Annotated in this window: 10 protein-coding genes; 6 read left to right on the top strand and 4 right to left on the bottom strand. The window is 31.6% G+C overall.

Translation table 11 applies throughout. The annotated features are described in order from the left end of the window. Positions 1-120: 120 nt before the first annotated feature. From ACR9ES_RS08055 to ACR9ES_RS08045, 3 genes are all read left to right on the top strand, one after another. Positions 121-324 carry a hypothetical protein gene (locus ACR9ES_RS08055; RefSeq protein WP_435253835.1) on the top strand — a complete coding sequence of 68 codons (204 nt, stop codon included), beginning with the start codon at positions 121-123 and terminating at the stop codon, positions 322-324. 61 nt (positions 325-385) lie between these two features. Beyond that, on the top strand, positions 386-1,132 hold the full coding sequence (locus ACR9ES_RS08050; RefSeq protein WP_435253834.1) for a GLPGLI family protein: 747 nt from the start codon (positions 386-388) through the stop codon (positions 1,130-1,132). Between the two features lie 21 nt (positions 1,133-1,153). Next, on the top strand, positions 1,154-3,823 hold the full coding sequence (locus tag ACR9ES_RS08045; RefSeq protein WP_435253833.1) for a carboxypeptidase-like regulatory domain-containing protein: 2,670 nt from the start codon (positions 1,154-1,156) through the stop codon (positions 3,821-3,823). Here the strand turns inward: ACR9ES_RS08045 and ACR9ES_RS08040 are convergent. After that, on the bottom strand, positions 3,818-6,283 hold the full coding sequence (locus ACR9ES_RS08040) for a DUF5686 family protein (protein ID WP_435253832.1): 2,466 nt from the start codon (positions 6,281-6,283) through the stop codon (positions 3,818-3,820). The two genes, ACR9ES_RS08045 and ACR9ES_RS08040, sit on opposite strands and share 6 nt — an antisense overlap. Positions 6,284-6,412: 129 nt before the next feature. Continuing rightward, on the bottom strand, positions 6,413-9,013 hold the full coding sequence (locus ACR9ES_RS08035; RefSeq protein ID WP_435253831.1) for an AsmA family protein: 2,601 nt from the start codon (positions 9,011-9,013) through the stop codon (positions 6,413-6,415). A gap of 119 nt (positions 9,014-9,132) precedes the next feature. Between ACR9ES_RS08035 and queG the strand changes: the two genes are divergently transcribed. Continuing rightward, positions 9,133-10,059: a tRNA epoxyqueuosine(34) reductase QueG gene (gene queG, locus ACR9ES_RS08030; RefSeq protein WP_435253830.1), complete on the top strand. Its 927-nt coding sequence runs from the start codon at positions 9,133-9,135 to the stop codon at positions 10,057-10,059. 32 nt (positions 10,060-10,091) lie between these two features. Here the strand turns inward: queG and ACR9ES_RS08025 are convergent, their stop codons facing one another. Together ACR9ES_RS08025 and ACR9ES_RS08020 are read right to left on the bottom strand one after the other, a co-directional pair. Beyond that, a complete protein-coding gene (locus ACR9ES_RS08025; protein ID WP_435253829.1) occupies positions 10,092-10,733 on the bottom strand; it encodes a PAS domain-containing protein in 642 nt (213 codons plus the stop codon). Positions 10,734-11,029: 296 nt separating this feature from the next. Continuing rightward, on the bottom strand, positions 11,030-11,647 hold the full coding sequence (locus ACR9ES_RS08020; protein WP_435253828.1) for a PAS domain-containing protein: 618 nt from the start codon (positions 11,645-11,647) through the stop codon (positions 11,030-11,032). A gap of 217 nt (positions 11,648-11,864) precedes the next feature. Here ACR9ES_RS08020 and ACR9ES_RS08015 point away from each other — a divergent pair, with 217 nt between their 5' ends. After that, positions 11,865-14,165, top strand: coding sequence for an NADP-dependent malic enzyme (locus tag ACR9ES_RS08015; protein WP_435253827.1), 2,301 nt, complete (start codon positions 11,865-11,867; stop codon positions 14,163-14,165). A gap of 66 nt (positions 14,166-14,231) precedes the next feature. Then, positions 14,232-14,813 carry a Holliday junction branch migration protein RuvA gene (ruvA, locus tag ACR9ES_RS08010; RefSeq protein ID WP_435253826.1) on the top strand — a complete coding sequence of 194 codons (582 nt, stop codon included), beginning with the start codon at positions 14,232-14,234 and terminating at the stop codon, positions 14,811-14,813. The last annotated feature ends 9 nt before the right edge of the window (positions 14,814-14,822 follow it).

Below are 14,822 nucleotides of genomic sequence, written 5' to 3'. Positions count from 1 at the left end.
AAAATTGCGCACATTTTTCTTTTTAAATTTTTTAAGACATGTACCTTATGTAGCCATAAGGATGGTTTCTTCTTTACTAAGAAGTAAAAAAATAATTAATCAAATTAAAAATTTTAAAAAATGAAAAAAGTAATGTTAGTAGCAGCAATGGTATTTGCTACGAGTAGCATAGTGAATGCTAGTACAGGTGTAAACAAAAATACAAATAAAGAAAGTGATTGTTGCATTTGTGACGCTTGGGATTATGGAACTAAAAAGGGAGAAGGCAATGAAGCGATGGAGTACGCTTACACAGATGCGTACTACGAGGAGCATTGTGAGTAATTAAACCATATTCATAACCACACTCAAAGTTTATGGGTGTGGTTTTAAATCAAATTAAGAAATGAAAAATAAATTTATATTACTTTTATTTATATTCAGTTTTTTGGGTGTGAGTAAAATTAATTCTCAAATAAAAAATGGTTCTATCACCTATGTAAAAGAATCAATAGTAAATGATCAAGAGAAAGAAAAATTCAAAAAGCATCCTAATTATGAAAAATTTAATAAAATAGATGAAGGTATAGAGGAGGCTTTAAAATATATGTCTTTTGAATTAAAATTTAATGAGCTGTCTAGTATTTTCAAATTAAATAAGTCTCTTACTCTCGAAGGAGCTAAATACTATAAATTTGCCTTAATACCTCATGGTAACTCAGTTTTTTATTCATCAAAAGATACTAGCCTAGAGCAAAAACAAATTTTTGGAGAAACCTTTATAATATCAAAAGAAAAACTAAAATGGCAATTGATAAATGAAACAAAAAAAATAGGAAACTATTTATGTTATAAGGCAAAAGCTATTATAAAAAAACCTTATAGAGGAAAAGAAAAGGAGTACATAAAAACAGCGTGGTATTGTCCCCAAATTAATGCTCCTTATGGTCCTATAGGGTATTCAGGCTTACCTGGATTAATATTAGAGTTAAATGATGGAAAATTCAAATATAAGGCAAGTAAAATTGTTTTAAACTCTAAAAATACATATGAAATCATTAAACCAGAAAAAGGAAAAAAAGTTACTGAACAGCAAATGAATACCATGATAAGTGAAGCCATGGGTAATTTTAAAAGAAATAAAGGATATTAGTGTCAAAAAATAGAGCTATTTATGAAAAAGAAAGCGCAATACACTATTCTAATTATATTTTTTAGTGTTTTTTCAAATGCCCAAACCATTGTTTTTAAAGGAGTAGTAAAAGATAGTTTACAAAATTCATTATCGTTTGCTAACGTTATTGCTAAACCCAAAAAGGCAACAGAAAACATGCGTTTTGCTATTTCAGATGAAGAGGGAAACTACCGTTTAGAACTCAAAAAAGATAATAACTATACGATTAGTGTTAGTTACTTAGGGTATGAGACGACTAGTTTTAACATAACCCTAGTTGAAAACACAACAAAACATATTGTTTTAAAAGAAGCAAAAAATCAGTTAGACGAAGTTATTATTGAGCTACCTGTTACTGTAAAACAAGACACCATTATTTACAACACTGATAAGTTTGTTGATGGAAGCGAACGTAAATTAAAAAACGTACTTAAAAAACTACCAGGAGTTGAGGTAGATAAAAATGGAGGCGTTACAGTACAAGGAAAAAAAGTGACCAAATTATTAGTAGATGGTAAAAAGTTTTTTGGGGGCGGTACAAAACTTGGGGTAGAGAATATTCCTGCTGATGCGGTTAATAAAGTAGAAGTTATTGATAACTACAACGAAGTTGCTTTTTTAAAAAACATATCAGATTCTGAAGATATGGCAATGAACATTCAACTAAAAGAAGATAAAAAGCGTTTTGTTTTTGGTGATGTTGAAGCAGGAGTAAATGTGGGGTATGATTCTTTTCACAAAGCAAACGCTAACCTTTTTTATTACTCCCCAAAAACGAATGTAAATTTTATTGGAAACCTAAACAACATAGGTGAAAAAACTTTTACATTTAAAGATTATATGAACTTCCAAGGAGGAGTTAACGCAGTATTTAGTGGTAATTTTAATTGGAAAGGTGGTGATTTTTCTCAGTTCTTAGAAAGTAGCGACGTATTAAGTAGTAATCAACGTTTTGGTGCACTAAATATAACCAAAACCGTGGCGAGTAAATTAGACGTTTCTGGTTATGTTATTTTTTCACATAGTGATACCAAGAGTTTTAATGAAACTCGTAATGAATACACGACGTTTGTTGAAGATAAAACCAGTAAAACAAATAGTAATAATTTGTTAGGTATTGGTAAATTAAATCTTGAATATGCACCCAATACCAAAGAGCAATGGTACGCAAGAACGCAAGTGAAAAAATCAGATGTTACGAAGGAGAATACAATTTTATCCATAATTAATACAGATAACAATAGTATTGAAACTGATAGAAACAATGATATTTGGTATATAAACCAAAATTTTGAATGGCATAAAGATCAGTCTGAGAAACACACTTTCTCTGCAATTGCCGATTATACGTTTGATAAAAATACGCCAACCGCTAATTGGTTAGCCTCAAATTCGTATGCCAAAACGATACAAAATATCGTACAACCTGTAGATACTACACAGAGTCAATTGCGTTTATTTCAAGATAAATTTACTGAAAAACATTATTTACATACCGTTTTTAAAGATTTTTGGGTGTTGAATAATAACAATCATATTTATTCAACAATTGGTAACACTCATCAACAAGAAAAGTTTACGAGTAATGATTTTCAGTTGTTGGATGATGATAGTATCAATGAATTTATATCGGGCGGATTTAACAATAGTACTGTTTTTAAACACAATGATTTTTTTGCTGGAGTCCATTATAAATTTAGAACAGGAATCTTCACTTTTAAACAAGGAGCGTATTTACACAACTATCGTTGGAAAGTAAATCAAGAAGAATCTATAGAAAAGAGTAAATGGGTTTTATTACCCGATTTTCTACTAAAAATTGAATTCAATAAATCAAAGAAAATAGAACTGAACTATAATTTAAAAACAAATTTCTCTAATGCTTCACAACTAGCCAATCGTTTTTATTTACAGTCGTATAATTCAGTTTTTAAGGGAAATCCTAACTTAGAAAATGAATTGTATCATTCGGCAAGATTACGTTATAGGCGTTTTAGTTTGTACCGAGGGTTAATGCTACACGCAAGTGCGAATTACACTAAAAAAGTAAACGGATACAGAAATGCTGTAAGTTTTGATGGGGTAAACCGTTTTTTAACAACACAATTATTCGAAAATCCAAGTGAAGATTGGAATATTAGAGGATCTTTACGAAAAAGAATAAAAAAAATTCGGTATAATTTTATAGGGAGTTATAATAACTCTAAATATCTTCAAAGCATCAACGGTGTATTTGTAAATAATAAAAACACAAACTATTCTATGGAATTGGGAGCGGAAACCCTGTTTGATAAGTTTCCAGCAATAGAGATTGGTTATAAACGAACGATAGGAAATTATACATCAAGTAACTCTGTATCAAAATTTATAACTAACGAGCCATTTGTAACCATAGATTACGATTTTTTAAAAAGTTTTATTTTTAATTTTGATTACACACATTATGATTACCAAAATAAAGCATTAGGAGCAAAAAATAACTACAATGTTGCAAATGCTACTCTATCGTATCAAAAAGAAGATAGTCCATGGTTATTTAAGTTTACTGCTCAAAACTTATTTAACACAACTTTTAAACAAAGTAACAGCTTTTCAGACTATTTAATTTCTGATACTAAAACACACATAATGCCAAGGGTTATGTTGTTTAGTATTGGGTATAAACTATAATTTTATCCCAAAAAGGACTCTGTTTTCATTTTTTCCGTTAAAGTTTGAGCGAGCAAAATCTACACGTAAAAAACGCCATTTTCCAATACCAACATTATCTAAACCAATAGCAAACTCAGAATAAGGTTTGTTGCCCGCTGTAAATAATCCTTTAGCACCAGTAACTAAATGAAAGTTCAGCTTATTTAATAAAGGAACTTTACTTAATAATGCTCCTTTAAAGTTGTATTCTCCATGAAGTTCAGCATATTTATCGTTAGAACTTAATTTGTAATAAGGAAGCATGTAAAAGTTGTTTAAATAATTGTTGTTAGGAGCTATTAATAAACGATTTCCGTTAAAATGAGCATAATCCATAAACGGAATATCTTTTTGTTCTAAAAACAGTCCTCCTTTAGCTTTGTAGGAAAACTCTCCCCAGTTGCTTAAATTAATATGCTGGTACAGTTGTGAGAATATGATATCTGAATTCCACTCAGAATTTCCAGATCCGAAGTTTTTTTGATAACCAATATATAACGATGGATATTTACGACTGGTAATATTGTATTTTCCATCAGGATATGATAAATACTTTTGACCAAAATTGATGTTAGCTCCTACCGAAAATGTCCACATATGATGCGGAGTAAATCCTAAAGTAAAGTTGTTTGGTTCTTGTGGGTTATTAGAAGTATAATCAACATTTTTTTTAGGAAACATTACATAGTCAGAGGTATTGAACAGCGGTTTTCTGTCGGCAAATTCTAGAGAAGAAAACATACGAATTCCGTTAGTTACTTCTTGTGAAAAAGAAGCTTTTGCATGGGTTTTTTCGTAGATTTTCAGGTAATTTCTTTCAAAACCAATTGAACTTATAGTATTCCAAAACTTAGAAATAGGTTCTTTTTGGTTGAATTGTGATGTAGCAATTCCTCCAGAAACATGCAGGTATGGTCTTGTGGTATTATTCCACTGGTAGTTGAAGTAGGCAGTAGGGCGTGCTTTTTTTTCTGAAAAGCCATAATTAACATCGGCTCCCATACCAAATCGTTTTCCTTTTTTATTTAGAGTTTTTCGGTAGTTAATTCCTAAAGAAGAATTCCAGCCTTGTACGGTGTTAAAATTGATGTTTTCAATGGGAGAAGAAATGCTCAACGACCATTTGTTGTAAGAATCTAGGTAGGTATAACCAGAAAGAATATCTAGCGGTTTAAATTTGTTGTTTTTGGTATCGATTGAATCTAAATATTTTTCTGATTTTCGAATAGTTTTAATACTGTCTTTCAGTTTATAATCTGATATCTCTTCTACTGTCAGAGCTACTGGACGTATAGTGTTCCAATATGTAGAATCTTTTTCTGTAGCATTTTCAGCAAAGGAAAGTATTTCGTTATTGAAAGTTTTTTCATTAAAATCAGGAGAAAAATTATAATTTGAATAAGCAGCAGAAAAGCGTCCGTTAAAATGAAATCCGAACATACCTGCTTTAAAGTCGATGGTTTGGGTTATGGGAACCCACGCTTTATTTTTTGTTGAAAAATTATAGTTCTGTTTAATATGCAAAGAATCAACCATTGGCAAGCTTATTTGCGCTCCTGTTACAATAACATCGGCTCCATACACAGCCCAATCATCTTCAACGATATAAATATATCCACTAAAAACACGGTCATTTTTTCGTTTAGGTAGTAGTTGAATTTTGTTAATTAATTTTCCGTTTTCATTGTAAAATACCCCTGCTAGCTTGTAATTATAGTACCCGAAAGCTCCGTTTGCTATAGGAGAAATTATACGAACATCCGCTAGATTAAAAGAATTTTCATAAAAATTAAAGTTAACATCTTCAGCTTGGTTAAAGCTAATGCCATTGTCTTCACCACTAACTTTTGAGGCTATAATGTGTTCTTTAAAATTTTTAGGTCTTTTTTGAAATGCAATTTTAGAAACCGTTTCAGAAAGGTACACCACACCACTTCGGGTAGAATCCAATCCACCACCCATATCACCAATATCTTGTCCTAAAAATTTCTTTGGTAAATCCTTTACTTTAAATAATCCTCTAGAGTAAAAATCGGCAGTATATTCAGCAAATTTATCAGTGTTTTTATTTTTATGAGTAATAGCATTTCTAATAATTTTGTTGGCAGGATTTTCTTCTAAAGAAACCACAACTTCATCTAAAACCACTTCTTCTTCTGTTAAAGAAACATCTACTGTGAAAGGAAAAGAATTGATTTTAACTGTTTTTTTTACGGTTTTATAACCTAACATTTGAAAAATTAGGGTGTGATTTCCTGTTTTGGAGAGTGCTAATTCATAATCTCCATTGGTATTGGTAGTTGTACCTGTAATCGTGTTTTCTAAGTAAACACTTACAAAAGAAATAGGTTGTTTTTTAGTGTCTGTAACTCTTCCTTTAACTTGAGAAAAGGTTATTGACGAGCATATTAGAAATAAAAAAGTAGTTATATTTTTCATAGTCAGTTAGTTGATGGTAACAAACATAAAAGAAGAACTTTGTAAAGTGTATTTAAGAAGTGTTAAATAACTTACAAAGTTCTCTTAATTAATAGTAAGACTATGAGGTAAAAGAAATGTTACAAAAGATTACTTAACTGTATCTTTTTGTTGAGTTTTTTTCTTCTTTCCAAATAAACCACCTAATACGTCGGTTACTTTTTTAACAGTTTCATCCTTTTTAGTGGTTGTAGAAGTACTATCTTTCTTTTTGCCTCCTAATAAACTTCCTAAAGCATCATTGACTAATTTGTCTTTTTGTTGATCGATTAGTTTTTGACTTAATTTACTAACCGATGAAGACATATCTGTTTTTACAGAAGGACTCATCATGTTACCCGTAATATTAGCGGTAACAGGAACTGTAATATTTTGCTGCTCTTTTGCACTTAATTTAGAAAGTAATCCTTCAGCTTCGTTACCTAAGTATTTAGCAGGAACATTTAAAGTAACATTGTAGTTCATTGTTTTGTCAAAACCATGACTTCCGCCAACAGTAATTCCAATGTCGTTATACTTTAAATCGAAAGGTTTTACAACTACTTGTCCGTCTTTAAAAGATAAATATGTTTTAATATCTGATAGGTCTAGTTTTGTTAAATCAATAAATGATAATTTATCGTTTAATAAACTCAAAGCTTTAGTTTTTTCAGGGTTGATGCTAGTCGTTAATAGTTCAGCTAATGCTTTACCAGAAACCGAAGCAAGGTTTGGGGTAAAATCATCGTTTAAACTACCAGATAAATCAATATCAGAATTTAATTTACCACTCATAGCACCCGCAATAGGACTTAATGATTGTAATAAATCTAAACTAGTAAAGGATTGAGCAATGTCAAAAGATTTGATACCTAACTTCATATCGAAAGTAGGCTTCTCTTTTTGTGTATTAACTTCTCCATTTAAAGCAATTTGACCATTAAAAATACCAGCATTCATATTTTGTAAGATGGCTTTTTCATCTTTTAAAAGAAGTGTTCCGGTAACATTTTGTAAAGTTAAGTTATCATAATGTACCGTTTTTGCATTTGCCTTTACAGAACAGTCTAAGAAAGCAGGAATTTTTAAAGACTCACTAGGTGTGTTTTCTTTAGAAGTTTCTTCTTTTTTCTCAGAAGTCTCTAGATTTTCTTGCATAAAATCGCTTACATAAAAAGTATTTGAATTTAGCTTGAAGTTTCCTTGTAGTTTTTTGTCAGAAAGTAAAAAGCCTAACAGGTTTTTAATTGTTCCTGTAGCATTTAAATCACTTTTTCCTGAGGTAGCATCAAACTTACTTAAGGTAATGGTGCCAGGTGTAAAATTAACCGCTGTATTTTTAATATGAAGTGGATTTACAACATCTTTTGAAGAAAAAATAAAGTCGCTCACCTCCATTTTTCCATTATTTTTAATACGACTTAAAGTATTGTTTTCAATCGCTTTCATGTCGAACTCCGTATGCAAATCAGCCTTTAAAATTCCGCTCAAATCATTTTCTAAATCAATAGGATATGCTTTATTAATATTAGCAAGGTTTAAAACACCTTTTAAACTAGCATTTATCTTTGGATTGGTAGTTAGATTATAAATATTTCCTTTTCCAGAAAAAGTATCCTGATCAATCTTAAAAGAAAGACCATTAATAGTAACAAACGTATTTTCGGTTTTACCAGTAGTGTTTTTTATTTGCGCATCAATATTAATGTTTTGAACACTTTTAGGCAAATCAGGATATTTAAATGAAGCATTATTTGACTTCATAGATATATCTAACTTTGGAATATGGTTGTCATCAATAATTCCGTTTACCTTTCCGTTAACACTAAAGTTACCAGTAGTGCTCACGTCAGCAATGCTTTTAGTATAGGCTTCAGGAATTAAACCTAAAAAGTTTTTAAAGTCAGAAGACGGAGTTTTGAAGTTGATATCAACCTCTTGGTTTTTATCGTTAACTTGAACAAAACCGTCAAAAACCAATGGAAGACTATTTAGTTTAGCTTCATTTTTTAAGAAAGAAAACTTCATATTAGTTAAATCCATTCCTAAAATAGCATCTAATTCTATTTTTTGGTTCTTGGCATATGAATTACCGTCCATTCCAAAAGATACTAAAGTAGATGTTTGGGTATCTAGTTCTGTGTTTGATTGAGAAAAGTCACCACTTCCACTATGATTTAACTCGGTTAGTTCAAGGTTTAGTTTACCTTGCTCGTCATTGTATTTTATCGTAGCATTATTAATAGCATATGAATTAATAGACAGTCCAAAAGTAGATGGTTCTTCATCTTTTGTCTCTTCTGTCTCAGAAGGTTTTGCAATATCGTAGTTAGCATTTCCTTTTTTATCAACCAATACGTTTACTAGAGCATCATCAATAGTAAATGATTTAATGTTTAGCTGCTCAGATGAAGCTTTAAAAAGTTCTGTAAGTTTTAATGCTAAGTTTACTTCTTTAGCATATACTAAAGTATCACCTTCAAAAGGAGTGTTGTTAATAACTGTTAGGTTAGATAATTGAACTGATGCATTTGGGAAATTTCTAAGTAGGCTTAAGCTAGAATCGCTAAAATCAACTTTGGCGTTTACGTTGTTGTTAATAGTAGTTTTTACCAAGTTCATCACTTTATCTTGAAATAGTAGGGGAATACTAACCAAAAGGATGAAGAAAAAAACTATAATACCTAATACTATTTTATATATCTTTTTCATAATGAATAAAGTTTGTCATGTAATACTAACGAACAAATTTCAACATTTATTTGTAAATAGAAAGTGAATAAAATTATAATTTTTCTTTTGGTAATTTTGCGGCGATAAAACCATGTATTTTGAATAAGAAACAGCAATACTCAAATTTTATAAAAGCACAAGCAAAACGCTTGGGTTTTTTAGGTTGTGGTATTGCAAAAGCTGATTTTTTAGAAGAAGAAGCACCTCGTTTAGAGCAATGGTTGCAAAATGGATATCACGGTGAAATGCATTATATGGAAAATCACTTTGATAAACGTTTAGATCCACGACTGCTGGTAGATGGGGCGAAATCAGTAATTTCTTTATCGTATAATTATTTTCCTTCGGAAGTTCAGCAAGAAGGAAGTTATAAGATTTCTAAATATGCTTACGGACAAGATTATCATCATATCATAAAAGATAAATTACGAGAATTATTACAGTTGATTAATGATGAAGTAGGAGAGGTTTCAGGACGTTGTTTTGTTGATTCTGCTCCTGTGTTAGAACGTGCTTGGGCAACAAAATCAGGATTAGGTTGGAATGGAAAACATTCGTTATTAATCCAAAAACAGCAAGGATCCTTTTTCTTTTTAGCTGAATTGATTATTGATTTAGAACTCGAATACGATGTTCCTTTTAAGACAGATCATTGTGGTAGTTGTACTCGTTGTATTGATGCATGCCCAACACAAGCCATTTTACCTAATAACACGGTAGATGGAAGTAAATGTATTTCATATTTAACAATTGAATTAAAGGATGCAATCCCTACTGGATTTGAAGGACAGCTACAAGATTGGATGTTTGGTTGCGATGTGTGTCAAGATGTGTGCCCGTGGAATCGTTTTTCTAAACCACATGAAGAGTCGTTGTTTGCACCGCAAGAGAGTTTGTTAGATATGACAAAACGTGATTGGCAAGAATTAACGCAAGAAACGTTTAGTAAGGTATTTAAAAAATCAGCAGTAAAGCGCACTAAGTTTTCAGGACTGACAAGAAATATTAATTTCTTAAAAAAATAAAAGCAGGTTTTAAACCTGCTTTTATTTTTAATTTATTTAGGGTTGGTATCTCCAAAGAAAAACCAATTAATTCCTTTTTTGATAATTCCTCCTTCTTTAGGATTATCTTGAGCTATAACTTCTTTTGAGTCAGCAGCTCCACTATCTTCAAACAATTTTAAAACAAAATCGTCATAAGAAGAGTTTACTTCTTCTTGTAAATAAGAGTTAAAGTATAATTCACTAGCTTTTTCACCTTTCACTTTTTCTATCTCTAAAAGAGTTTTGTATAAAGGCTCAATTTTTTTTACAACACTATTAGGTAAAGATTTTCTTCTACCGGTGTAACCAGTTATTTTTCCTTTTTCGTCTTTTTCAACATCAAAATCTGTAATAACCCAATAGTATCTACCAGTTCTTGTTAAGTTTTTAACGATAGCGTGGAAGTTATTTCCTTGTTTTAAGTTGTCCCATAATACCTTAAATACAATTTTAGGCATGTCTGGGTGTCTGATAACATTGTGAGGTTCTCCAATAAGCTCTATTTTATTGTACTCAGAAGCTTCTTCAAAAGCATCATTCATATATAAAATAGTTCCTACAGTATCTGTTTTACTAATAATAGTTTTAGACTTATCCCATTTAACCTCCTCGTCTATGACTTTAGATGGTCTAAGAGCGTTGTTTGTGTCCATTTGTTTTTTGTTTTAATAGTTATTCGGGGTGGTTTTACTTGCAATTGGGGAGCAAAGATAAGATTTTTTGTATCAAAAAATTTTATGGTTTGTTTAAAAACAAAGCTTTATTTAGGTTTAGTTAAATATCAGTATAGGAATGTGTTAGGTTTTTAGGAGAATGATAGAAATGTGTTATTTTTTAGATAAGAACAGTTGGAAAAAGAGAAGATTTATTAAAATAAAAAAGGGCTGAAACAAAAGCTTCAGCCCTATCAAAAACATTTTAAAGGGGATTATTGGGGATATTTATGTTTTTATGAAGGATTGGTATCTCCAAAGAAGAACCAATTCAAACCTTTCTTTAAAGGATTTGTTTCGTTTTTAACTTTTTCAGCTTCTTCTTTAGAAAGTTCTTCGTTAAAAAGATCAACCACAAATTCATTATAAGTTTTACCAACTTCTTCTTTTAAGTAGGCATCAAAATACATTTCGCTAGCTTTCTCTCCTTTTAATTTTTCAATATCTAAAAGAGTTTTGTAAATAGGTTCAATCTTTTTAACAACACCATCAGGTACCGCTTTTCTTCTTGCAGTATACCCTATAGTTTTACCGTTTTCATCTTTATCGATAGTAAAATCGGTAATAACCCAATAGTATCTTCCAGTTCTTGTTAGGTTTTTAACGATAGCATGAAAGTTCTCACCTTTTTTTAACGCATCCCATAACACTTTAAAAGCTACTTTAGGCATGTCTGGGTGGCGAATAATGTTGTGAGGTTCTCCTACTAATTCAATGGTGCTATATTCACAAGTGTTAGAAAAAACATCATTAGCATATAAAATTGTTCCGTAGATATCGGTTTTACTTACAATAGTCTTAGTTTTGTCCCATTGTACTTCTTCATCAATAATGTGTCTTTGTGTGGTTTCCATTTTCTATTGGTTTAAGGTTGGGACAAAGTTGAGGAGAAAAAGAAATACTAAACATGACTTTTGTCAGGTTGTCCATTTTTTTTTGATTGATGTTCTGTAACTCTTAAATTTAACATAAATAGTATAAGGAGTACTATAACTTTTATCGGATAGTAAATTATTTTTACTTAACAAACAAAATGTATATTTGTAAGTTCAAACAAACAAGAACGAACCTATGAGAGATTCTAGAAAAAGGCATGAAGCTTTACTTTATCATGCCAAACCGAAGCCAGGAAAAATAGCAGTAGTACCTACCAAAAAATACGCAACTCAACACGATTTATCATTAGCGTATTCACCAGGTGTTGCTGAGCCTTGTTTAGAAATAGCGAAAGACAAAAACAACGTTTATAAATATACTTCAAAAAGCAATTTAGTGGCTGTTATTTCAAATGGAACAGCGGTTTTAGGATTGGGAGATATTGGTCCTGAAGCATCCAAGCCTGTAATGGAGGGAAAGGGATTGTTATTTAAAATTTTTGCTGATATTGATGTTTTTGATATTGAAGTTGACGCAACAGATGTAGATAAATTTGTTGAAACAGTAAAAGCAATCGCTCCTACTTTTGGAGGAATTAATTTAGAAGATATCAAAGCTCCAGAAGCTTTTGAAATTGAACGAAGATTAAAAGAGGAATTAGATATTCCTGTAATGCACGACGACCAACACGGAACTGCAATTATTTCTGCTGCAGCCTTAAAAAATGCATTAGAGATTAATGAAAAAAACATCGAAGATGTTAAAATAGTGGTGAACGGAGCAGGGGCAGCAGCTATTTCATGTACACGTTTGTATTTAGCTCTTGGAGCTAAACGCGAAAACGTAATCATGTGTGATAGTAAAGGTGTTATCAGAAAAGATAATGAGAATTTAACCTCTCAAAAAGCGGAGTTTGCTACAGATGTAGATGTGAATACTTTAGAAGAAGCCATGTTAAATGCAGATGTATTTATCGGTTTATCTAAAGGAAATGTGGTCTCTCCAGAGATGTTGTTGTCTATGGCAAAAAACCCTATTGTTTTTGCAATGGCGAATCCAGAACCAGAAATTGATTACGATTTAGCAATTGCTACTAGAGATGATATCATCATGGCAACAGGAAGGTCAGATCATCCTAATCAGGTGAATAATGTGTTAGGATTCCCTTTTATTTTCCGTGGAGCATTAGATGTTCGTGCTAAAAAGATTAACGAAGAAATGAAAATTGCTGCGGTACATGCGTTGGCAGATTTAGCTAAGCAATCAGTGCCAGAGCAAGTGAATATTGTGTACGATGAGGTAAGTCTTTCCTTCGGAAAAGAGTACATCATTCCAAAACCATTTGATCCAAGATTAATTTATGAAATTCCTCCAGCAATTGCGAAAGCTGCGATGGATTCTGGTGTAGCTCAAGAGCCTATTGAAGATTGGGACAAGTACCGTGAAGAGTTAATGGATCGTTCAGGGACTGGAAGTAAAGAGGTTAGGATGTTGCATAACCGAGCTAAGAAAGCTCCAAAACGATTAGTGTTTGCAGAAGCAGATCATTTAGATGTGTTAAAAGCAGCACAAAGAGTTTATGAAGAAAAAATTGGACATCCAATTTTATTAGGAAGAAGAGAGATTATCTTAGAATTAAAAACTGAGTTAGGTTTTGATGCTGATATTCCAATTATCGATCCTAAAACAGATGAAGAAGAAGCTAGAAGAAATCGTTATGCTGAAGCTTTCTGGAAAACAAGACAACGTAAAGGAGTTACGTTTTTAGAAGCTCAAAAATGGATGCGTGAACGTAACTATTTTGCTGCAATGATGGTAAATTCTGGTGAAGCAGACGCATTGATTACAGGATATTCAAGACCGTATCCGTCAGTAGTAAAGCCAATGTTAGAATTGATTGAGAAAGATCAAGGAGTAACAAGAGTGGCGGCTACGAACATGATGTTAACTAAGCAAGGACCAATGTTCTTGGCAGATACGACGATTAATATCAATCCAACAGCGAAGGATTTAGCTAAGATTACACAGTTAACATCAGTATTAGCTAAAATGTTTGGAATGAAGCCAAACGTAGCAATGTTAGGTTTTTCAAACTTTGGTTCATCTAAATCTGAAAGTTCAGCCAAAATAAGAGAAGCAGTTTCATATATCCACCGTAATTACCCTAATGTTGTTGTTGATGGTGAATTACAAGCAGATTTTGCGTTGAATCCTGAGTTATTAGCTAAAGAATTCCCGTTTTCTAAATTAAATGGAAAAAGAGCCAATGTTTTAATCTTCCCTAACTTAGAATCAGCAAACATTACGTACAAATTAATGAAAGCTGTAGATGAAGTAGAGTCTATAGGGCCTATTTTATTAGGAATGAGTAAACCAGTACACATTTTACAATTAGGTGCTAGTGTAGATGAAATGGTAAACATGGCTGCCGTAGCAGTTGTTGACGCTCAGAACAAAGAAATGAAAGCTAAAAAGAAAGCTCTTCAGAACTCTTAATGGGTTAGGAAACTTTTTTTAAAAAATAATTTTGTCTATTTTAGACTAATAGAAAAAAATCGCTGGATGATAACACAAATTAGGGGGAAGCTTGTGGAGAAAAATCCTACATACGCCGTTGTAGATTGTAACGGGGTAGGATATTTACTCCATATTTCACTAAACACATATTCATCATTACCAAATGATGAATATGTGTTGTTATACACACACTTATCTATTAGGGAAGACGCACATACGTTATATGGTTTTTCAACCAAGATGGAACGAGAAGTGTTTTTATTATTAACTTCAGTTTCAGGTGTAGGACCAAGTATCGCAAGAACTATGTTGTCTTCAATGACTTCTCAAGAAGCTCAACAAGCTATAGCTTCAGAAGATGTAAAACTAATACAATCAGTTAAAGGAATTGGAGCAAAAACAGCGCAACGTGTTATTGTCGATTTAAAAGATAAAGTTTTAAAAACTTTTGATCTTGATGAAGTTTCTGTAGTACAGAACAATACAAATAAAGAAGAAGCGTTATCTGCTTTAGAGGTTCTTGGCTTTGTTAGGAAGCAGGCCGATAAAGTAATAGGGGGAATATTAAAAGAAACACCTGATGCAAGTGTTGAAATACTTATAAAGCAGGCGTTGAAAAAATTATAAAAAAGTTTG

It is taken from the genome of Tenacibaculum sp. A30 (assembly GCF_051200845.1).
In the GTDB taxonomy this organism is placed as follows: domain Bacteria; phylum Bacteroidota; class Bacteroidia; order Flavobacteriales; family Flavobacteriaceae; genus Polaribacter.
Note: the sequence above shows the minus strand (reverse complement) of the source record. Positions and strands in the feature narration are given on the sequence as shown.